Origin of the sequence: Barnesiella intestinihominis YIT 11860 (assembly GCF_000296465.1) — a bacterium.
GTDB lineage: Bacteria > Bacteroidota > Bacteroidia > Bacteroidales > Barnesiellaceae > Barnesiella > Barnesiella intestinihominis.
The window spans coordinates 518837-542098 of record NZ_JH815203.1 but is presented as its reverse complement, the minus strand read 5'-3'; the positions used below and the strand labels follow the sequence as shown (position 1 = coordinate 542098).

Below are 23262 nucleotides of genomic sequence, written 5' to 3'. Positions count from 1 at the left end.
GCAAATTCCTTTTCTGCCCCTTGATAAAAGGGGGAATAGGGTTGTAAACATAAACACAGTTATAATTAAACCTTTTGATGTAATGAATCGTAAACTATGGTTATTAATGACATGGCTTCTTGTCGTACCGGCTTTTGTTCAGGCCGCATCAGTAAGAGGTGTTGTCGTTGACTATGAAACAAACAAACCTATTGCGAATGTAAAAGTTGCGATACGGAACGTGTCGGCTGTTACGGATTTTGACGGAAATTTCGAGTTGAAGAAAGTTAGGGCAGGGTCTGTGGTTGTTGTATTTACGGCGGCTGATTATAAGGCTTATTCTGTCGACTTTGTGGTAAATGACGGCGTAAATACCTTGAATGCTTCTTTGCAACCTAAGAAAGTAGACAATACACTCAATCAACAGGCTCTCGAAGATAATATTTTCGAGCTCGACGAGTCGGCGATAGACGACGAGGGCAGTGCCGCATCTCAATCGGCATCCTATCTGTCCGGCGCTGCCGACGATGTTTATTTGCAGGCAGCCAGTTATTCATATAGCCCTATGCGTTTTAATGTGCGGGGATATGAACAACGGGAATCTTCTACCTATATAAACGGACTTAACTTTAATGATTTGGAACGCGGCCGTTTCAACTATTCGAGTCTCGGAGGATTGAACAATGCCATGAGAAATAAAGATGCCGTGAATGGTCTTGAAATGCCGGGGTATGCTTACGGTTCTTTGGGAGGAACGACGAATATCAACACGCGGGCAACCAACTATGCAGCAGGTACGAATGTAAATGCCGCTTACACGAATCGTGCTTATAAATTGCGCGGACAGGCTATCTACTCGACCGGCATTATGGACAACGGTTGGGCTTTTACCGGGTCGGTCGTTTATCGTTGGGCCGACGAGGGACGCACGGAAGGAACCTTTTACAACTCTTTCGGCTATTTCCTTGCTGCCGAGAAAGTATTGGGCGACCATCGATTTGCCTTGACGACGTTCGGTGCACCGACCAAACGGGCACAGTCAGCTGCCGTTTCACAGGAGGTTTACGATTATCGGGGAATTTATTACAATCCTTATTGGGGATACCAAGACGGAGAAAAGCGTAATTCCCGTATTGTCCACAGCTATGACCCTACGGCAATTTTTAATTGGGACTGGAAAATCGACGATGAGAGCAAATTGTCTGCCGGCGTAGGATTCCATTACAGCCAATACAGTAATTCGGCGATAGCTTTTTATAACGCTCCCGATCCCCGTCCCGATTATTACCGTAATTTGCCCAGTTGGCAATATTATCAGTTGGCGGTAGATGGTCCCGACGATATTTATAATGCCTATTACAAAGAGGTGAATAAGGGATTGGCCAATCAGATTGCCGATTTATGGAGAGCCGGCGATCCTAACGTTACCCAGATTAATTGGAATGCGATGTATAGCGCGAACTATACCAACAATGCCATTAATCCCAACGGAAGTGCCAAGTATATTTTGGAGCGTCGTCACAACAACTTGATGGAAATACCTTTGAACTTTTTGTACACCAATCAGTTGAATAGCGAACTCAAATTGACGGCCGGTATCGAAGCCAAATATGCGAAAGGAATGCACTACAAAACCGTCGATGACTTGTTAGGGGCTAATCAGTGGATCGATATAGACCAGTTTGCCGAACGTGACTTTACCGACAATCAGGACATTATCCAGAATGATTTGGACGACCCGAACCGAGCTGTTTATAAAGGTGATAAGTTCGGATATAATTACAATATGCATGTTATCAATGCTTCGGCATTTATACAGAACGATTGGAAATTACCCTTGTTCGATATCTATTATGCCGCACGGTTATCCTATACCTCTTTCCAACGTGAAGGTTTGATGAGAAACGGTCGTGCCGAGGTTATTGGAGCCCGGTCTAAGGGCTTCGGTAAACAGATGTATTTTATAGATCCCAGTATCAAGGCCGGTATCGTATATAAGATAGACGGACATAATCGTTTGTCGTTAAATGCTTTGGCAGAATCTCGGGCTCCGTTGGCCGGTTATGCCTATGTAGCGCCTCGTATTAAAGATACTCGTATCAGGGGTTTGAAATCGGAGAAAGTATTCTCGGCCGATTTGACCTATCAATTGAATACATCGATTGTAAAAGGTCGGGTAACAGGATTCTTCACGGAATTCCGCGATGGCGTAGAAAGTACGGGATATTATCACGATGAGTTCCGCACGTATGTAAATCATACATTGTCGGGTGTGAATAAACGTCACTTTGGTGTCGAGGCCGGTGTGAGCGTGAAGTTGAACAGCAGCTTCACCATATCGGCGGCAGGAACGTATGGCAGCTACAAATATACCAACGATTGTATGGGAACGATGAGCGCCGAGAACGGTATGAATCTCTTTACCGAACAATTGCCGGTTATAGTCGACGGGCGGGCTGCTTCGACCGATTATACCGAAAAAGTTTACACCGAAGGTCTTCATGTGAGCAACGGTCCTCAGTTGGCCGCAAGCATTACGCTGGATTATTTTCACCCGAAGATGTGGTTTGCCGACATAACGCTTTCTTACTTCGATAACAATTACCTCGATTTCTCACCGTCGCGTTTCACGCACATGAATATGTATGGCGGAAAATATCCCAATGAAGTAGGATTGGAGCAGAACTACAACGGTTATCGCATTATCGGTATCGATAAGAATGGTCAAACTTCTATGGTTTGGAGTTTTGATCAAAAGACCGGTAAACCGGTTCTTGTTAGAGACTATACCGGGAATAAAGGTTCCGATATCGTTAAGTACTACAATCAGAAGGAGATGATCGGTTCGCAGGAGAAACTTAAAGGCGGGTTCTTGCTCGATGCTTCGGTAGGTAAATTGATTTATCTCAACAATCGTAAGCAACAGTTGAATATCAACCTTAGCTTCAATAATATTCTCAATAATACCAGCATGATTACCGGCGGTTATCAACAAGGTCGTGTCAGCCGGGATAACAAGAGTGTAACCAAGGATATACAATCGGTGGACAAATTCCCCAATAAATATTATTATGCTTGGGGCTTCAATATGTTTATCAATGTCGGTTTCAAATTTTAATAAATCGTTTAGAGTATGAGACAATTAAAATATATCGGTGTCGTATTTGCAGCTCTTATGCTGTTTACGGCGTGTGAAAAAGAATTCGATGCCATTCCCGAAGATTTTGCTACGGTTCCCGAAGGCAGCGATGAGGCTTGGCCCCAGACGGTAACTATTAAAGACCTTATCGAAAATTTCGATACGAAAGAGGGCCTGTTTACAATCGATACGATCGATTCTCCCAACGATATCATCGTTAGAGGTCGGATTATTACCGATGACCGTGCGGGCAACGTATATAAATATTTCGTTATACAAAGTCTGGACGATGACCATACTTGTTTGAAAGTTTCGGTCGATGCCGGAAGTCTTTCGGGTATGTTGCCGTTGGGACAAGTGGTAGCTATTCGCTGTAACGGATTGGTTTTGGGACGTTATGCGGCAGCACCCCAGTTGGGAGTACGCGGATATCGCAACGACAATAAGATTCGTGAAGAGCCCGGGCGTATCCCTTATACGCTGGCGATGAAACATATCCAGAAGATAGGAACTCCCGATCCTTCTAAAATAGTTGTGGAAGAAAAGACTTTGAAAGAGATCACCGAAATGGACAAGTATGGTTATTTCAAAATCGTGAAGATTAAAGATGTCTATTTTACAGGATACGATTCCGATGGAAAGAAATTGAACGATGAGATTTTCCCGTTCCCGTCGGACGGAAAGAATGTGACGGCCGCTTTGGCGAAGTACGCTTTGAACCCTACGTTTGCTCCTGCGACTTACGATAACAATAAAAAATATAATATCGGGTTCCCTCGCTCCCGAGAGATTGCCGATGATAGTGGCAATACGGTAGATGTATATATATCAACCAGTGAGTATGCTCGGTTTGCCGATCGTCGCATTCCTACCCCCGATAGCGGCAACAAAGGAGAAATTACTGCGATTGTAGGGTGGTTCCAAGATAACGAGGCCTATGACGGAACTTGGCAGTTGACCGTACGGTCGCTGGATAAGCCGTTTGCCGATCTCAAAGGATTCGATTTCCCTCAATAGGGTGAGTCGGGCGCGAAATCAAATGAAATTGGTTATGCTGAGGAGCGATCTATTTTTGCATGAATCGTAATAATATTTTTAACCCCAAATAAATTTTAATATGAAAAAGATGAGAAAATTTGCATGGATTTTTATGGCAGCTATGACAGTTGCAGGATTCTCCGCTTGTTCGAACAGTGAAGACGAGGATCTGCCCGGTACGGGTGGCGATGGAGGTGAGGGAGGAAACCCTAGTACTCCGTCGGTTGTTGTGAAAGATACGATTTATCAGTTCAACAATATCGAGGCTGAGTATACGCCTATCAATGAGTTGTGCCCGGGTTGGACTCACGAGATTATTTCCCCGTCTGACGATGACCGTACATGGCAAAGCAAGATTTTTACAAGTAAGACAGATGGCTCGGTAGATAAATATATTCAGGCTACCGCTCACGACAGCAGCGATAAAAATGCGGGTTTGGCTTATGACTGGTGGATGATTTCTCCGGCTTTGAATGTAAAAGAGGCGGATAAAAAAATCTTCTCTTTTTATAGTCAAGGTGCTTATTGGCAAAACTCTACCAAACTCGAAGTGTATGTGATGAATGAACCCAAATCGACCGCTTCTTCCAAAGTGAAGTTAGAAGTTAATTTGGCAACGGAGGCGAATGCTAATCCTGTTGGTAGTAGCCCGTTCGGTGGTTGGGTGGCTTCGGGCAATATCAGCTTGGAGGGCAAAGGCGATATCGTTTATATCGGTTTCCACTATACGGCAGAAGGCGGTAAAGGCAAATCTACAACATATTGTATTGACGACTTTGCTTTTGGCCGTAATCAGGTAGCTCATTTCATCGAGGAAGGTGTAGAACCTGAACCTACACCCGAGGTGGATTGGACAAAAGCTAAGACTGTTGCCGAGGCTTTGGAAATTGCAAATGGCGAAACTTTTGCGGTTAAAGGGTATGTTGTAGGTTGTATTAAAAATAACCCTTCAAAGACTTCTTATAAATCGTTCGATGAAGCTAAACAAGCCGGAGATATAGAATGGGTCGGTGCTGCTGAATTTACTGGTTATAGCCAAGTATTTATTGCAGATAATGCAGAAGAGACAGATGGTTCGAAATGTCTTTTGGTAAAATTAAATGATACTGATGCCGCTAAGAGTTTGAGAGATGCTGCTAAACTTGAAGGCCATCCGGAGAGAATTGGTATGACTGTTTATGTTAACGGTCTTAAAAAAGCTAACTATGGTCTTCCCGGTATCCGTGAGATCGATGCTTTCAAAGTTGAGGAATAAATAAGTAAGAATTTAGATTCGTGGTGGAACGGAGAGTCGAATTCGGCTCTCCGTTCTTTTATTTATGAGATGATAGGGCATATCTAAAAAATAACTTTCTGTTTTGTGCGATGATATAGCGAGTAGATGTGTAGGATTACGGTTGGTTTCTGTCTGTTTGTAATCATAAAGGTGGTCGGTAATGAATTTGTCGATAAAAATATTAATAAATATATTTATTTAATTTCTCTGTTTTGAACAAATTTATTATTTTTACGGAAAGATAGCGCAAGCAGGAATAAAGATAAGTTTGACGGGAGTATTTCGATCGGGTTTGTTTTTTATTCCTATTTTATCAATGTAAGTCGAAAAAAGTAATCTCGTTATGCCTCATTTATTGTTGAAAGAGTTTGAGAAAGGGTCGAAAAATTCTCTTATAAAGAAGAGAATTATTACTCATTATATTCAGAATGGTTGTTCTACGATTACAGAGCTGTCCAAAGAATTGGATTTGAGTGTGCCTACTGTTACGAAATTTATCGATGAGATGTGCGGTAATGGCTACTTGAATGTCTATGGGAAGTTGGAAACGAATGGGGGAAGGCATCCCAATTTATATGGGTTGAATCCAGAGTCGGGGTATTTTATCGGTGTAGATATTAAGCATTCCAGCTTGCATATCGGCGTTGTGAATTTCAGAGGCGACTTGATCGATAAGAAATTAGATGTGCCGTTTAAGAATGCCAATACCAAAGAGAGCTTGGATGCATTAGCTGGTATCATACAGAAGTTTATTAAAACTCTCTCGATTAATAGCGAGAAAATTTTGAATATAAATATCAATATATCGGGGCGGGTAAATCCTGCTTCGGGATATAGTTATAGTATTTTTAATTTCGAAGAGAGGCCTTTGGCGGAGGTTCTTCGGGAAAAGCTGGGGTATAATGTGACTATCGAGAACGATACTCGTGCCATGACCTATGGAGAGTACTTGCAAGGAAATGTGCATGGCGAGAAAAACATTATATTCGTGAATGTGAGCTGGGGACTGGGGATAGGCATTATTGTCGATGGCAGAATATATACGGGGAAATCGGGTTTCGCCGGTGAGTTCGGTCATGTCGTTAGTTACGATAATGAAGTATTGTGCCATTGTGGAAAAAAGGGCTGTCTCGAAACCGAGGCTTCCGGTTCGGCTTTAATTAGGAAATTGATGGAGCGGGAGGCGAACGGAGAAATATCTTTGTTGTCTTCCCGAATAAGAGAGAAGAATGCCCTTACATTAAAAGATGTGATTGCCGCAACGGAAAAAGACGATGTGATGTGCATCGATTTGATTGAAGACATAGGTAATAATTTGGGAAAACATATTGCCGGTTTGATTAATATCCTTAACCCGGAGTTAGTAATTATAGGAGGGGCTTTGTCTCTTACCGGGGATTATATTTTGCAACCGATTAAGACGGCGGTGCGAAAATATTCCCTCAATTTGGTCAATCGGGATACGACGATTGTGATTTCTAAACTTGGCGATAATGCCGGTTTGATAGGTTCTTGTCTAATATCGAGAAGTCGAATGTTCGAAGAATAAGTATATATAATAAAATTTTTTATTTATTCTGTGGTATATAAATAAAAATATACTATATTTGTAGGTGTGATAGTTAAGTAATTAACATTTTAGCTTAACTATTGCATAAAACACAGTATATTTTTAGATATATCATGAATAACAGGAGAGATTTTCTTAAAAAAGTCGCACTTGCTGGAACCTCGGCGGTAATAGGTTCTCAAATAGAAGCATTGGGTAGTAATGGTGTGTCTTCGTCGTTTTCTGGAACCTCGGAGGGCGGTGGACTTATTGTCCCTAAATCTAATGGGTTGAAAATCACAGGGACGTTTCTCGACGAAATATCTCACGATATTCCACATCAGAATTGGGGTGAGAAAGAATGGGATCGGGACTTCCGGTATATGAAAGCCATCGGAATCGATACGGTCATACTTATTCGTTCGGGATATAAAAAATTTATTACTTATCCGTCTAAGTATTTGTTGAGCAAAGGTTGTTATATGCCGTCGGTCGATTTGGTCGATATGTTTCTTCGGCTGGCCGAGAAATATGGTATGAAATTTTGGTTCGGTTTGTACGATTCCGGTAAGTTTTGGGAAACCCGGGATATGACTTACGAGATCGAACATAATAAATATGTGATTGATGAGGTTTGGAAGAATTACGGGAAGTACAAAAGTTTCGGAGGCTGGTATATAAGCGGGGAAATCAGTCGCCAGACCAAAGGGGCAATCGATGCTTTCCGTGCTATGGGGAAACAATGCAAAGACGTTTCGGGAGGGTTGCCTACGTTCATATCGCCGTGGATCGACGGTAAAAAGGCGGTTCAGGCTTCGAGCGGGCGATTGACAAAGGCCGAATCTATTTCGGTGGAAACGCATGAACGGGAATGGAACGAGATTTTCGATGGAATACACGATGTGGTCGATGCTTGTGCATTTCAAGACGGGCATATCGATTATGACGAACTCGATGCGTTTTTTTCGGTCAATAAGAAACTCGCCGATAAATACGGCATGCAATGTTGGACGAATGCGGAGTCGTTCGATCGGGATATGCCTATTAAGTTTTTCCCGATTAAGTTCGATAAATTACGTTTGAAACTGGAAGCTGCGAAACGTGCCGGCTACGACAAAGCTATTACGTTTGAGTTTTCTCATTTTATGAGCCCTCAATCGGCCTATTTACAGGCTGGGCATCTTTATGATCGTTACCGGGAATATTTCGAAATAAAATGACCATGAAAAAATCATCGTATAATATCGGTTATATCTTGTTTCTGGCCGTTGTGGCTGCATGTGGAGGTTTCCTGTTCGGGTATGATACGGCGGTGATTTCCGGTACGATTAAACAGGTTACGACCTTGTTCGGGCTAAATGATATAGAACAAGGTTGGTATGTGGGGTGTGCTCTTGTAGGTTCTATCGCCGGGGTTGCTGTGGCTGGGACGATGAGCGATTGGATAGGTCGTCGGTTGACGATGATTTTCGCGTCGATTATGTTTTCGGTTTCGGCCATTGGCTGTGCATTGTGTGGAAGTTATCAATGGCTTGTTTTTTATCGTATTGTCGGTGGAATAGGAATCGGTATCGTTTCGATTGTTTCGCCGATGTATATCTCTGAAATCGCGGTAACCGAGTATCGGGGCCGGTTGGTTTCGCTGTATCAGCTGGCTATTACCGTAGGTTTTTTGGGAGCATACCTTATTAATTATTGGCTGTTGAGTGTCTCGGAGAGCATGAGATTCAATAGCGAGTTGATGAATTGGATATTTGTCGATGAAGTTTGGAGAGGGATGCTGGGTATGGAAACTTTGCCTGCACTCTTGTTTTTCATCATTTTGTTTATTATACCGGAGAGTCCGCGTTGGTTGTTGTTGCGAGGAAAGGTCGCCCGATCGGAGTCTATTTTCGGGAAGATTTATTCTCGGAAAGAACGGGCGAAGAAGCAGGTCGAGGAGTTGCAGGCACATATAGCCAACGAGACGAAATCGGAATTCAAGTATTTGTTTCAACCCGGAATTCTTACAGCTGTCGTTGCCGGATTATGTATTGCCATTTTGGGACAGTTTATGGGTGTAAATGCTGTTTTGTATTACGGGCCTACGATATTTGAAAATGTCGGACTGTCGGGAGGCGATTCCCTTTTCTATCAGGTTTTGATCGGTGCCGTGAATATGGGGACGACAGTATTGGCATTACTCATCATCGATAAAATAGGGCGTAAGAAATTGGTGTACTATGGCGTCAGCGGAATGATTGTTTCGTTATTACTTATCGCTTTCTATTTCTCGTTCGGGGAATCGTTAGGCCTTTCGAGCATATTGATGCTGATTTTTTTCTTGTTGTATGTATTTTGTACGGCGGTTTCGATCAGTGCTGTTGTGTGGGTATTGTTGTCCGAAATGTATCCGACGAAAGTGCGTGGTATAGCTATGTCCATTGCCGGATTTGCATTATGGGTAGGAACGTATTTGGTTAGCCAGCTTACTCCGTGGTTATTGGGTACGATAACTCCGGCCGGGACATTCTTGTTGTTTGCAGTCATGTGTGTGCCTTATATGCTGATTATGTGGCGCTATATACCCGAAACGGCGGGGAAATCTCTCGAAGAGATAGAAAAGTATTGGTTGTCGAGGAAATAGTTAAAATTTAGATATTATGGACTTTAAAGTGTTGGCAGAGCAATATAGATCGGAGCTTTTCGATTCTGTATTACCATTTTGGTTAAAGAACTCTCAAGATAAGGAGTATGGAGGTTATTTTTCCTGCCTCGATAGAGATGGTAGCGTTTACGATACAGATAAGTTCGTTTGGCTACAAGGGAGGGAAATATGGCTGTTTTCTATGCTTTACAATAAAGTAGAGAAGCGTCGCGAGTGGCTCGATTGTGCGATTCAAGGTGCAGAATTCTTGAAAAAGTATGGGCATGACGGGAATTACAATTGGTATTTTTCTCTCGATCGTCAGGGAAATCCTCTTGTAGAACCGTATAATATTTTCTCGTATACCTTTGCGGTCATGGCGTTCGGACAGTTGTATATCGCGACGGGTAACGAGGAGTATGCTGAAATAGCCAAGAAGACATTCGATATTATCTTGTCGAAAGCAGATAACCCCAAAGGTAAATGGAACAAGATTCATAAAGGGACTCGTGATTTGAAGAACTTCGCACTCCCGATGATTTTATGTAATCTGGCTCTTGAAATAGAACCCTTGCTTAGTACGGAGTGTCTGAGCAGAACGTTTGAAAATTGTATTCATGAGGTTATGGAGGTTTTCCTCCGTCCAGAATTGGGAGGTTTGGTCGTGGAAAATGTTCTTGAAAACGGTGAGCTTTCCGATTGTTTCGAAGGGCGTCATATGAATCCCGGCCATTCGCTCGAAGCGATGTGGTTTATTATGGATTTAGGAAAAAGGCTGGATAGGCCGGAGCTTATTATGAAAGCGAAAGATACGGCGTTGAAGATGGTAAACTACGGCTGGGATAAAGAGTATGGAGGCTTGTTCTATTTTATGGATATGAAAGGATATCCTCCGCAGGAGCTCGAATGGGACCAAAAACTGTGGTGGGTCCATATCGAAACGCTCATCGCTATGTTGAAGGGATATCAAATGACCGGCGATAGGGGCTGTTGGGAATGGTTCGAAAAAATCCATGGTTATACATGGTCTCATTTTAAGGACAAGGAATATCCCGAATGGTTTGGTTATTTGAATCGCCGGGGAGAAGTGTTGCTCCCGTTGAAAGGGGGAAAGTGGAAAGGTTGCTTCCATGTACCGAGGGGGCTTTATCAGTGTTGGCAGATATTAGAGAGTATATAATAATTAACACATTTTTTATGAAAGCGTCTTATTCGAGTAAAAAAGGAGTTGCGAGAAATTTATTGTTTTTCTTGCTACTCTTCTTCATGCTGCCATCGATGGCGATAGCACAATCGACGGTGAGAGGAATTGTTACCGATGATAACGGAGAACCGTTGCCGGGTGTAGCAGTTGTAAAGGACGGGACATCGCTTGCTGTTAGTACCGATATCGATGGCCGTTTTGCCATTAAAGCGAGCGAGGGTGATGTGCTGAAATTCTCGTATGTGGGAATGGAATCGAAGACTGTAAAGGTCGGTAAGGAAAATGAGCTTAATGTAAAGTTATCTTCTTCTCTGACGGAACTTGATGAAGTTGTCGTAGTGGGGTATGGTACACAGAAAAAAGTGAATTTGACCGGTGCGGTGCAAAGCGTATCGGGGCAGGAATTGATTCGAAAGAGTACCTCTAATTTATCGACTGCTTTGCAGGGAATTGTGCCGGGATTGTCGGCTGTACAATCGTCGGGTCAGCCGGGAGCCGATAACGCTTCTATCGAGATTAGAGGTATCGGTTCGCTCAATTCATCGACTTCGCCGTTGGTGCTAATCGATGGAGCAGAAGGCGATATGAATCGTATCGATATGAATACGGTAGAGTCTATTTCGATTTTGAAAGATGCGGCATCGGCTTCGATTTATGGTTCACGGGCGTCGAATGGTGTCATTTTGATTACGACCAAACGTGGAGCCGAGGGTAAAGTAAAAGTAAATTACAATGGTTATGCCGGGTTTTCGACACCGACCTACTTGCCCGAACCTGTAAGTGCAATCGAATATATGACTCAGATGGACAAGGCTTATGTCAATAATGGTCAGGATCCTGTGTATAAAGATATTATTGAGATATATAAAACTCAGGGAGCCGATAATTATAACTATTACGATACCGATTGGAAAGATTTGGTGTTGAAAGATTCGGGTTTCCAGCAAAGTCATTCGGTGAGTGTGAGCGGTGGAACGAAGCTGTTGAATGTATTTGCCAATGCGGGGTATTATTATCAAAACGGTATAATTCCTAATAATAGTTTTTCGCGTGCTACATTACGTTTGAATACCGATATGCAGGTTCGGAAATGGTTGAAGGTCGGAGTCGATGCCCATATACGGCAAGCTACTGCTATACGTCCTTCTCAGGATTCTGCCGCAGGTATTATCGGGAGTATTCTTACCATGACTCCGATTACATCGGCATTGAACGACGATGGTACTTATGGTTACGGAAGAACCGGATATAATCCTTTGGCCATAGTGAACGACGGAGGTACTCGTAAAGATGTGGCTCCCGAAGTGACTTTCAGGGCTTTTGCCGAGCTTACTCCGTTGGAAGGCCTTTATTTGAAAGCCGACTATACTCGCCGTCAGGTGAATTCCGAGGGGGCTGTATTTATACGGCCTTACGATACTTATGAGGGAGGCCGTTTCATGATGACCTATCCTTCGACGAGCAATAATGGTACTCGACAAGAAGAACGTACGAAAACAGTGAATCAGCAGTTCATTGCTCAGGCTTCGTATGAGAAAACGATAGAACGTAATTATTTTAAGGTAATGGGCGTTTTCCAGGCAGAGAAACTCGATTATAATTATCTATTAGCCAGTCGTCAAAATTTCCAATACGATGGCTATGAGGATTTAATGCATGGCGATGCAACTACTGCCGGTAATTCCAGTAACCGATATGAACTAGCGCAGTTGTCTTACGTTTATCGGGTAAATTATTCTTACGATAACCGGTATTTGATAGAATTAAACGGGCGTTATGACGGAACTTCCCGTTTCCGCCCGGAGAGTAGGTGGGGATTCTTTCCTTCGGCTTCGGCCGGTTGGAGAATTTCGGAAGAGTCGTTTTTCGAGCCTGCAAAGACTGTGGTGGACGATATGAAACTGAGGGTTTCGTATGGTACAATGGGTAACCAGTCTATCGGTAGCTATTATCCCTACGTGGCAGCAGTAAATAGTTTGTCGGGTACGGTCAATTATTGGTTTGATAAAAACCTGACGACCGGAATCGCTCAGGCTCAATTGGCTAATGAGTTGATTACGTGGGAAAAGTCTAAACAGTTTGACGTGGGCTTGGACCTTACTTTGTTCAAATCTCGTTTGTCTTTGACTGCCGATTATTATATTCGTAACATTAGTGGAATGCTTCAGCAATTCGATCTGCCTGATTTCGTAGGTATGAGCGCTCCGTGGCAGAATGCCGGTTCTATGCGCAATAACGGTTGGGAAGTTTCGATCGGTTGGCAAGACAAGATAGGCGATTTATCGTATTATGTGAAAGCGAATCTGTCTGATGTAAAGAATACGGTTACCAATCTTTACGGGAAAGAATATGATTCGTCGCCGACGATTACGCGAGAGGGAGAAGCACTTGGATCGTACTACGGTTATGTCGCCGACGGTTATTTCCAAAGTCAGGAAGAAATTGATATGGCCGATTGCGTGTATGGAGGGAACAAAGCGAATATCAAACCGGGTTATATACGTTATGTCGATGTAAATCACGATGGTGAGATTAACTCCAAAGACCGAGTTATCTTGGGTAATTCCACGCCTCGTTATGAGTATAGCTTTACGCTTGGCGGCCAATGGAAGGGAATCGATTTGTCTCTGTTTTTTCAGGGAGTCGGTAAACGTGATTTGTATTATTCCGGAGCTGGGGCAAGACCTTTGGTTCAAAACAGTACGATTTTCAAGAGCCAGCTCGATACGTGGAGCCCCGAAAACCCGGATGCGGAATATCCTCTTTTGTTAGTCGATGCAGGTTCTACAAATATGAATAATATTGTATCTTCATTTTGGATCAAGAGCGGAGCCTATTTGCGATTGAAAAATTTGACTGTGGGTTATACCTTGCCCAAGAAGTGGACGAACAGAGTGTCCATTGATAATTTGCGGCTCTATTTCACGGCTTCTAATTTGTTTACGATTAATAGTGGTTATAAAGGTTATGATCCCGAAACCGGTGTAACCAGCGGAGCTATGTATCCGGTGATGAAAACATTTAATTTCGGTATAAATCTTGATTTCTAAAAAATATGATTATGAAGACGATAAATAAGATAATAATCGCTCTGGCGGGGATTGCCTTCGTGGCATGTTCCGATTTTCTGGATACTCAATCTCCCTCTTACGACAGCGGTGGAATTTATGAGAGCGAAGCCGGATTGAAGGAAGGGGTCGTAGGTATTTACAATCTATTGTATATGGAGGGGACGTTTACGAACTCGTTGCATCGTCCTGCTGTCGTCACTATCGATAATTTTACGGGATTGAGTATGGAGAGAGCTCAGAATACGACCATTGGCGCAGGTTCGGGGTGTACTCCCGACAATAGTAGTATATTGGCATATTGGTCTGGTTTGTATAAATTGGTTGCACGAGCTAATGCTGTAATTTATGGAGCCTCGGGGAATATTGAAAATATGAGCGATGAGGCTAAACGTTACTATGCCGAGGCGCGTGTATTGAGGGCTTATGCTTACTATAATTTGGTCGTTGCTTTCGGTGATGTTCCGTTTTTTACGAAACCGGCTACCACTGAGGATTATAATGCATCTCGCACTTCGAGACAAACAGTTATGGATTTTGTTATCGAAGAACTTGGGTTGATTGCCGAAGAAATGCCCTGGACGGCAACAGAACGCGGCCGCGTGGATAGAGCTGTAGCTTATGGATTGCAAGCGAGAGCAGCTCTGTTTGCCGGCAGCCTTAATTTCGGTGGTAAAGCGGTGGATTATTTTCGTACAGCTGCTAATGCCGCTAATCAAGTGATTGGGCAACGTGATTTGGCTAAGAACTTTGCCGATTTGTTTACCAAAGAAGGACAGACAAAATCCGATGTGCGTAATGAAATGTTATGGGAGTTGATGTATTCCGACCAAATGGTAAATAATACGAATAAATATCATTGGGTTGCATTGGGCAATGGTCCTCGTATGTTCGCTCAGACCGGACAGCATCCGGGTAGTCTATTGGCCGATACGTATGAGTGTATCGACGGGCTCCGTATCGACGAGTCTCCATTGTATGACCCGAAAGCTCCGAATAAGAACCGAGATCCTCGTTTCGGTGCTACTTTGAAAATGCATGGCGATACGATCGACTATTATACGGCTTCGGGCACGAATAAATTTATAGTGGAAGCTTTTGCCAATCAGACTCAAATGTACAACGCGGCTTTAAAAAGATGGATGAAAACGAATAATCCCGATGTAAATGGAACGGCAGCATGGACGAGTTTTGTGTCCAATGGTTGCGGTTATTTGTGGTACAAATATGTAGGTGGACTTACCGAAGATTATTCGACGGTTACTTGTAACATTGCTATTATGCGATATGCCGAAGTTCTACTCACTTATGCCGAAGCAAAAATAGAATTGGGAGAACTCGATGATACGGTTTACGATGCGATTAATAAAGTGCGTCTTCGTGCCGGCATGCCAGAGGTTTCGTCCGATCGTAAAGGTAATATAGATAAAATGCGTCAGTTGGTACGTCGGGAAAGAAAGGTAGAATTGGCGATGGAAGGATTACATTTTGCTGATATGAGACGCTGGCAAATTGGTGATTTGGAAAATTCCAAACCGAGTTATGGTGCACCTTTGTCGACTGTGACCTATGTAGGTATGGAGGCAACCGATATTCCCAATTTCAAAACTAGCGACCGTCACGATTTGAACGATATCGCTTCGTATGATGCCTATTCGGATAAATTACACGTGAGGGATCAAAGTCGTTATTGGGACGATAAATTCTACTTGTGGCCAATCCCGCAATCAGAGAGAAATAAAGACCCGAATTTAACACAAAATCCAGGTTATAATGAATGATAAATGGTTCTTAGGAGCGAGAAGGGTATTTTTTGCCCTTTTCGCTTGTTGGGTAACTTTGCCGGCTTTTGCAACGCATAGAGCTTTGGTAGAGGAGACTGCTGATGCCGTGAAAGTTGGTAATGGCAGCGTGGAGTTGATAGTCCCGAAAGGAAAGGCTTTCAATATTCAATCGATGAAATTGAACGATGGAGAGGAAATGGTCGTTCCGTCGACGAATGCCATACCGTGGGTACTCACTTATAAAGGTATTCAAGGAGAAAATCCCATGTTGTTTCCCGAACATGGAGTCTATAAAGGTTATGAGGTGATACAAAACGATACCTCTGCTTCTGTCGTGTTCGTATGGGATATGCGTTTATCGTATGAGAAACGTATGTATCCTATTCGTATGAAAGTGACGGCTACCGATCATTCCGAACTGTTGTATTGGGATTTGACCGCCGATCTTCCTAAGGGTTGGGTTATTTCCAAAGCTCAATTCCCGCGTATAGCAGTAGTTCGCCCAAAAGACGGGAAGATGATTACTTCTGCCGGCTGGGGGAATGAATTTGATATGGCGACAGGAGGCGCCTATAAAGTAACTTATCCATCATGTACCGGCTCCATGCAACTGTTGTTGATGCATAACGGGGAGGGTTCTTTCTATTATGCGACCGAAGATCGTAATGCTTGCGGAAAGGAATTGCGGGCCGTGTGTGGAAGCAAGAGTGTTACTTTTGTGACGGAGGTGGTAACTTCCGAGGGGTGGACCGATGCCACGACCGGGCGTTTCGATTTGCCGTGGACTACTGTTGTCGGCTATAATCCAGACGGCTGGCAAGCTGCTGCACTGCAATGGTACAGGCCGTTTACATTTACATGTGAGTGGGGAAATAAATCATTGCAGTCTCGCAATATACCGCAGTGGTTGTTGGATAAAGATTTGTGGATACGTTCGAAAGGTGTTACCGATACCGTTATGGCGGCTATCAATAAGACGATCGACTTTTTCGGTGAAGGTATCGGTGTACATACTTACTATTGGCATAACTATCCTTATGATACACATTATCCCGATTATTTCCCGGCTAAACCGGAGTTTGAAGGAATGATTTCTACCATTCAAAAGCGGAAATGTCATGCCGTCCCTTATATAAATGGTCGATTGTGGGATCCCGCAGCCGATAGTTATACCGCTTTGAATGGAGCTTCTGCATCGTGCCGTAAGGCCGACGGTACGCTTTATACCGAAATTTATCCTACGTCGAAAGTTTTGAATACGGTCACTTGTCCGGCTTCAAGTCTGTGGCACGAGATTATTATCGGGTTGGCCGATAAAATTCAAAACGAATTGCATACGAACGGGGTGTATATCGATCAGATTGCGGCTGCGGCTCCTCAGCCTTGTTTTGCGAAGAATCACGGACATGCCGCAGGAGGCGGAGATTTTTGGTATAAATCGTATAAAGCTTTAATCGATTCGATTCGGGGCAATCATTTGAGAAAGGATAATATTGTGTTCTCCGAAGAAAATTCGGAATGCTATATTCCTTTGTTCGATATGTTGTTGACAGTGAATACTCCCCATGCCAATTGTCGTATCGTGCCGTTGTTTCCTACGGTCTATTCCGATCGGGTGATAACTTGCGCCTACACTTATACTCCTACTGCCGACGTGACAAAAGGCGAGTTCCGTTATCAGAACATGCAATGTTTTCTGTACGGTTCTCAACTCGGTTGGGTAGACCCGACTCTATTGATGCGTGACGAGGCGAAGACAGAGGCTACCTTCCTGCGCACTTTGATGGAATTACGAAAGAAACAGCACGATATCTTTATCGAGGGACGATATATCAGAGAGTTTGTTCCCGGTGGTGACAATCCGCAGATCGATGTTCCCACTTTCGGAAAGAACCATGTAGTGATGGGTTCTGAGTGGCAGTCGAAGGACGGACAACGTGTCTGGTATGTCGTAAATATGGATACACAGGTTCATGAAGTTATTTTACCATCTGGAAAATCCTTGAAAATGAAACCTTTATCGGGGAAAAGGATAAATCTCTGATAAAAAATACTATATAACCAAATTTTTTACACAAAAAATTTGGTTATATAAATATTAGTCTATATATTTGAACTGTTAATAAATTTATTTATTAAATAAGTGATATATATCAAATAAATTAAATAAGTGAAAAACATATTATTAACTTAAATTGATCTAGAAATGAAGAAACAATTACTTTTAAGTGCAGTTGCATTATTTTCTGTTGTGGGAGTCTCTGCACAGTTAGCAACAATTACACAAGAATGGAAAACGCCAGTGGGTGATGCTACAAACATGCGTCAAGGAACGTATGCGAACGGTAAGTTTTATATTCAGAATAAAAATGATGGTACTGTCGATGTATGGACTAAAGACGGAAAAGAATCTACATTGACTTCCACGCAAGGTAGTATGGGTATTTGTGTCGATGATGCCGGTAATATCATCGTGCAGAATGAGAGTGGAACTTTCGGGACTCAGACGGGAGATTCTCGTCCTATCCGTATTTATCCTGCGGCAGGAGGAGAGGCTGTCGATATAACCTTGATATTGCCTTCTATGGGTGTAACCTGCGGACGTAGCGATTTTTTCGGAAAAGCTTCGGGTAACGTATTGAGCGAAGAAGGAGGTACATTCTATCTGTTGTGTGCGAATAGTCCGTATGTTTATATTCTGCCGATCAAGAACGGTGCACAAGATGTGGACAATATGAATGCAGTCGATGTGTCGGTCGCTTTTGAGAATAGCAATGACGGAACGTTAAAGGGTACAGCCTCTACTCAGACGATTGCTTATGAATATGATGGTGATATCATTATTCATGAACGTAAGTGTGGTGTGAAAAGAATGCATATCGGAGAAGACGGAAATGCTACCAAAGTGAAAGATTATACGATTGTTCCTTTGAAAGAAGAAACGGAAAGTATGACATGTTTTCCTACCGATATGGTTGGAAGCTGTTTCTTTACGATAGGAGATGAAGATTATCTGGTATATAGTCAGCGTTATTATTCGACAGAGGTTGCTTATGAGTCGGGCTTTGCTGTTTTACGTTTGAGCGACGAAGAGAAAGTGGCCGAAATGAAAAGTCAAGGAACGAATATTTTGGCCAATCCAGCGTTCGGACAGTGGTTTGCCGCAGTACCTGTTTCCGATACACAAGCCGAGATTTATCATTATTTCCCGGCAGCAGGAGCCAATAATGCGTTTATTTCGAAATATATATTCGATTTAGCTTCTTCGTCAGTAGAAGGTGTAGAGACTACCACGGCTAAGGTCGTTGCCAACCACGGAGAGATCAATGTAATCGGTAATGCCAATAGCGTGGAAGTTTACAACGTGGGTGGTATATTGATTAGCAAAGATGAAATGAATGTCAAATGTAATGCGGGTATCTATCTTGTAAAGGTAGATGGAAAAGTCTCCAAAGTGATTGTTCGTTAATTTAACAATCGATAAGTCAAAAAGGAGACACTTCATGAAGCGTCTCCTTTTTAATTCCGTTTCATAAACCAATAAATAAAAAACGATGAAAAGGCTGATTTCCTGTGTCCTTGCACTATTATATGTCATGGCTGGTTTTGCATCCGGCACGTGGATATTACATGGAAAAGAGTATCGAGTAGATACATTGTATCATGCCTATATCGGTCCGGGTACGACTCAGACTTCTATAAAATTGGCTGGTCCTGTCAATCTGCGTGTATTTTATACAACGACCGATTTGAAAAATGAAAATGTCGATGTGCGGGCTATCAAACATAAGGACACGCTCACGGGGCTTGGTACGGTATCGAATGCAGCGGAATCGCACAGTACGAGCAACCGTTCTTATTTTGCCGGTATCAACGCCGACTTTTTTTCGAGTTCTATGCCGTGCGGAATCACCGTAGTCGACGGTGAAGTGTATTGTAGTGACCAAGCCAGTGGTTGGTCTTTGTTCGGGATAGATGCCAACAAAATTCCTTACTCGGGAGGAGGCGATTTTTATGTAAAACTTACAGCTCCCGATTATAGTACGGCGGAGCTTAGTGCTATGAATTTGGAACGAGAGACGAATGGTTTGGTTTTGTATTCTTCGAGAAAAGGAGCGAATACAGGAACCGATGGTAATGGTTCGGAGGTCGTTTTGATTCCCGATGGTGAAGGAAATTTTTTGACACCGGGTGCAACTGTGAGAATGAGAGTTCAGGGGAACCCGAACCATGCGGGTTCTATGCCTATTCCCGATAATGGTTATATTCTTTCGGGTAGTGGTACGAAAGAATCTTTTGTAAGTAATTTAAGTGAGGGCGATGAGGTCGAAGTTCGTTGTGCGATTCGTTTTAATGGATTTACCGGAGGTAAAATACAACAGGCATTAGGTGGTTGCCCTATGCTTGTTTCGGGAGGTAAGGTTCTCGATACGGAAAATGCACTCGATCATTTGACTTCGGCTCAACCTCGTACTGCCGTAGGGTATAATACTGAAAAGAATAAGCTGGTGATGCTCGTAGCCGATGGCCGAAGCTCTATATCGGTGGGACCTATTTCAAAAGTTTTGGCCGATATTATGATTTATGCGGGCTGTTCCGAGGCTATGAATTTCGATGGGGGTGGTTCGTCGACATTCTATGTAAAAGGCGAGGGAGTCATTAACCAACCTAGTGACGGTTCGGAACGTTCGGTGACCGATGGATTATATTTGTCTACCGATGCTCCTCAGAATGATGTGACGATAACGACTATCCGCTTTATGGATTACGCCAAGACTTTGAATCAGGGAGATGCATATACTCCGGTTATTTATGGTTATAATCAGTATGGAGTATTGGTCGATAGAAATGTAGAGGGTGTTACTTTGTCGTGTGGTTCGAGTTTGGGTACAATAACGAATGATGGAACGACATTGAATGCTTCGGGTAGCGGTACTCACATGTTGACTGCTGGTTATGGAAATTTAACTACCACATTGTCTGTGACGGTGATTGGGGAAAGTGGAATTTCTTCGGTCGATAACTCGCAAGTATTGATGATTTATCCCAATCCGGTAGAGCAGGGTACGGCGGTTTCGGTAGATTTGCAGGAGGTTTCCGACGCTTTGTTGTCTGTGTGTCGGAGTGACGGCGTATTGGTAAGTCGTATTGCGGTAAATGCAGGAGAAAAAAGTGTGAGCTTTGATACTTCCAAATGGGATAGAGGTATGTATATCTTGAATATTGTCCAAAATAAAAATGTGAAGTCTCTGAAATTGATAGTAAAATAACGAATAGTTTTTGTGTATGAAGTGTGTAGATAGAGTTTGGATTGTTTTAGGCTTTTTGTTTTGCTCCTTAGGAAGTGCGGGAGGAAGTTTGCGTTTGGCAGAGGATAATATAGATGAGATTGTCAGACAAATGTCGCCTCGTGAAAAAGCAATGTTATTGGTCGGATGCGAGTCGTTGGTTTCAAAAGATTCATTAACAGTTTATGTGCCGGGTGCGGCTGGGTATACAAAGGCCTTTCCGCAATACGGCATACCTTCGACTGTCATGGCCGACGGTCCGGTGGGAGTACGTATTTTTCCTATTAAGGTCGATGGAAAACGTCATTATTGTACTTGTTTCCCGTCTTCGACTTTGCTGGCTTCTACATGGGATACTCAGCTTGTGGAGACACAAGCCGGAGCAATGGGCGAAGAGGCTGCTGTTTATGATGTCGATGTCATATTGACACCCGGAATCAATATTATGAGAAATCCGTTGTGTGGGCGTAATTTCGAGTATTTTTCAGAAGATCCCGTTTTATCGGGGCTAATGGGAGCCGCTATGGTGAATGGAGTACAGAGCCGGGGTATCGGTACAAGTTTAAAGCATTTTGTCGCCAACAATCAACAGGTGAATAAACTGAATAACGATTCTCGTATCCCAGTTAAGGCTTTGCGTGAAATTTACCTGAAAGGGTTTGAAATCTGTTTGCAGCACTCGAACCCGTGGACGGTGATGTCGTCCTATAATAAGATCGGTGGAATATTGACTCAATCGAATGCCGAATTATTACGAACTGTTCTTCGGGAAGAGTGGGGGTATGACGGTTTGGTCGTATCGGATTGGTACGGGAAAAGGAATAGTCCAGAGCAATTAGAGGGTGGTACTAATTTGTTGATGCCCGGAGAAAAAGCTCAACTTGAAGAAATAGAGGCCGGAATAAAGAGCGGAGCTCTTTCGATGGAGGTTATCGATGATGCCGTGAAGCATGTCCTCGACTATGTGGTAAAGACCAATGCTTTTCGAAAGGACATTCATGCCGCATTGCCTGATTTGGAACAGCATGCTACATTATCCCGTTCGGTTGCCGGACAGGGTATGGTACTTTTGAAAAACGACAGTTGCGTATTGCCGTTGAAAGGGATAAAAAATATTTCTCTTTTTGGTGCAACCGCTTATCACTCGATTGCCGGTGGAGGGGGCTCTTCTAATGTAAATAAATCTCATATTGTCGATATTTCGACAGGCCTCGAACAGGTAGGTTTTGTCTTGGATCGTTCTTTGAAAGATCTTTATACCAAGTATAATGCTTACCAAGAAGCGTTGTTGGTCGACCCGAAGGCAACCGATTGGGAACGTCTTTCGTATCGTCGGTATGTTTATCCAGAAATGGATTTGATGCCCAATAAGACACTGGTTGGGGAGCAAGCTAAATCGAATGATATGGCTGTTGTCGTGATAGGAAGAGGTTCGACCGAGGAGTCGGATAGAAAAGTGCATGATGATTTTAATCTTTCCGATTCGGAAATTTATATGATCGACAAGGTCTGCGAGGAGTTTCATGCTCGAAATAAAAAGGTCGTTGTATTACTTAATATCGGAGGTGTGGTGGAAACAGCTTCGTGGAAGAATAAACCCGACGCGATTCTTTCTGTTTGGTTTCCGGGACAGGAGTGTGGGCATGCTGTGGCAGATGTATTGACAGGAACTGTGAATCCGTCGGGGAAACTTCCGATGACATTCCCTGTAAGATATTCGGATATTCCTTCTTCTAAAAACTATCCGACTGTGGGAGAAACTCTAAGCGGGGAAAATTTTGATTATACCTCTTACGAAGAGGGGGTATGGGTAGGCTACCGATATTTTACAACTGCGGATAAAGCGGTTTCTTATCCTTTCGGGTATGGTTTATCTTATACCGAATTTTTGTATAGCGAACCCTCTGTAAAAAAAGAGAAGGGCAGGTGGGTGGCTAAAATAAAGGTTACGAATGTAGGAGCGGCAGAAGGTCATGAGTCTGTTCAGGTTTATGTGGGGGCAGAAAATAGAGCTTCGGAAAATCCTCTTCGTGAGTTGAAAGCTTTCGGGAAAACAAAATTGCTGAAACCGGGAGAAAGTGAGATACTTACAATGAATTTTACAGATTATGATTTGGCTCATTTCGATGAACCCTCTTCGTCGTGGGTATTGGAGAAGGGTCTGTACAAAGTAAGTTTCGGGGCTTCATGTGAAGATATAAGGTCGGTTCGGGATATAAAAGTGAAAAAACAACAAAGATGGGGTGTTAATCGTGTACTTAATCCTGTTGTCCCTGTCCAGACGATGACGATAGATTAGATAATTAATAAT

13 protein-coding genes are annotated in these 23262 nt (G+C 43.0%); all 13 read left to right on the top strand.

Features of this window, described 5'->3' with window-relative positions; translation table 11 throughout:
- Positions 1 to 82: 82 nt before the first annotated feature.
- Entirely contained in the window at positions 83 to 3097 is a 3015-nt protein-coding gene (locus HMPREF9448_RS02270) for a carboxypeptidase-like regulatory domain-containing protein (protein ID WP_008860962.1), read from the top strand.
- A 15-nt stretch (positions 3098 to 3112) separates the two neighbouring features.
- Positions 3113 to 4135, top strand: a complete 1023-nt coding sequence (locus HMPREF9448_RS02265; RefSeq protein ID WP_008860961.1) for a DUF5689 domain-containing protein — start codon at positions 3113 to 3115, stop codon at positions 4133 to 4135.
- A gap of 100 nt (positions 4136 to 4235) precedes the next feature.
- Positions 4236 to 5411 carry a DUF6359 domain-containing protein gene (locus HMPREF9448_RS02260; protein WP_008860960.1) on the top strand — a complete coding sequence of 392 codons (1176 nt, stop codon included), beginning with the start codon at positions 4236 to 4238 and terminating at the stop codon, positions 5409 to 5411.
- 364 nt (positions 5412 to 5775) lie between these two features.
- Entirely contained in the window at positions 5776 to 6981 is a 1206-nt protein-coding gene (locus HMPREF9448_RS02255) for an ROK family transcriptional regulator (protein WP_008860959.1), read from the top strand.
- 134 nt (positions 6982 to 7115) lie between these two features.
- Positions 7116 to 8201 (top strand): DUF4434 domain-containing protein, encoded by a 1086-nt coding sequence (locus HMPREF9448_RS02250; protein WP_040295819.1) that lies wholly within the window; start codon positions 7116 to 7118, stop codon positions 8199 to 8201.
- 2 nt (positions 8202 to 8203) lie between these two features.
- Positions 8204 to 9607 (top strand): sugar porter family MFS transporter, encoded by a 1404-nt coding sequence (locus HMPREF9448_RS02245; protein ID WP_008860957.1) that lies wholly within the window; start codon positions 8204 to 8206, stop codon positions 9605 to 9607.
- Positions 9608 to 9623: 16 nt separating this feature from the next.
- Positions 9624 to 10787, top strand: a complete 1164-nt coding sequence (locus tag HMPREF9448_RS02240; protein ID WP_008860956.1) for a n-acyl-d-glucosamine 2-epimerase — start codon at positions 9624 to 9626, stop codon at positions 10785 to 10787.
- Between the two features lie 17 nt (positions 10788 to 10804).
- Positions 10805 to 13861 carry a SusC/RagA family TonB-linked outer membrane protein gene (locus HMPREF9448_RS02235; protein WP_008860955.1) on the top strand — a complete coding sequence of 1019 codons (3057 nt, stop codon included), beginning with the start codon at positions 10805 to 10807 and terminating at the stop codon, positions 13859 to 13861.
- An 11-nt stretch (positions 13862 to 13872) separates the two neighbouring features.
- Positions 13873 to 15660 (top strand): RagB/SusD family nutrient uptake outer membrane protein, encoded by a 1788-nt coding sequence (locus tag HMPREF9448_RS02230; RefSeq protein ID WP_008860954.1) that lies wholly within the window; start codon positions 13873 to 13875, stop codon positions 15658 to 15660.
- A complete protein-coding gene (locus HMPREF9448_RS02225; protein WP_008860953.1) occupies positions 15653 to 17707 on the top strand; it encodes a DUF6259 domain-containing protein in 2055 nt (684 codons plus the stop codon). Before HMPREF9448_RS02230 ends, HMPREF9448_RS02225 begins: the two co-directional genes overlap by 8 nt.
- Positions 17708 to 17869: 162 nt before the next feature.
- Positions 17870 to 19132, top strand: a complete 1263-nt coding sequence (locus HMPREF9448_RS02220) for a hypothetical protein (RefSeq protein WP_008860952.1) — start codon at positions 17870 to 17872, stop codon at positions 19130 to 19132.
- 85 nt (positions 19133 to 19217) lie between these two features.
- Positions 19218 to 20933 carry a phosphodiester glycosidase family protein gene (locus HMPREF9448_RS02215; protein WP_008860951.1) on the top strand — a complete coding sequence of 572 codons (1716 nt, stop codon included), beginning with the start codon at positions 19218 to 19220 and terminating at the stop codon, positions 20931 to 20933.
- A 16-nt stretch (positions 20934 to 20949) separates the two neighbouring features.
- On the top strand, positions 20950 to 23250 hold the full coding sequence (locus tag HMPREF9448_RS02210; protein WP_008860950.1) for a beta-glucosidase family protein: 2301 nt from the start codon (positions 20950 to 20952) through the stop codon (positions 23248 to 23250).
- The last annotated feature ends 12 nt before the right edge of the window (positions 23251 to 23262 follow it).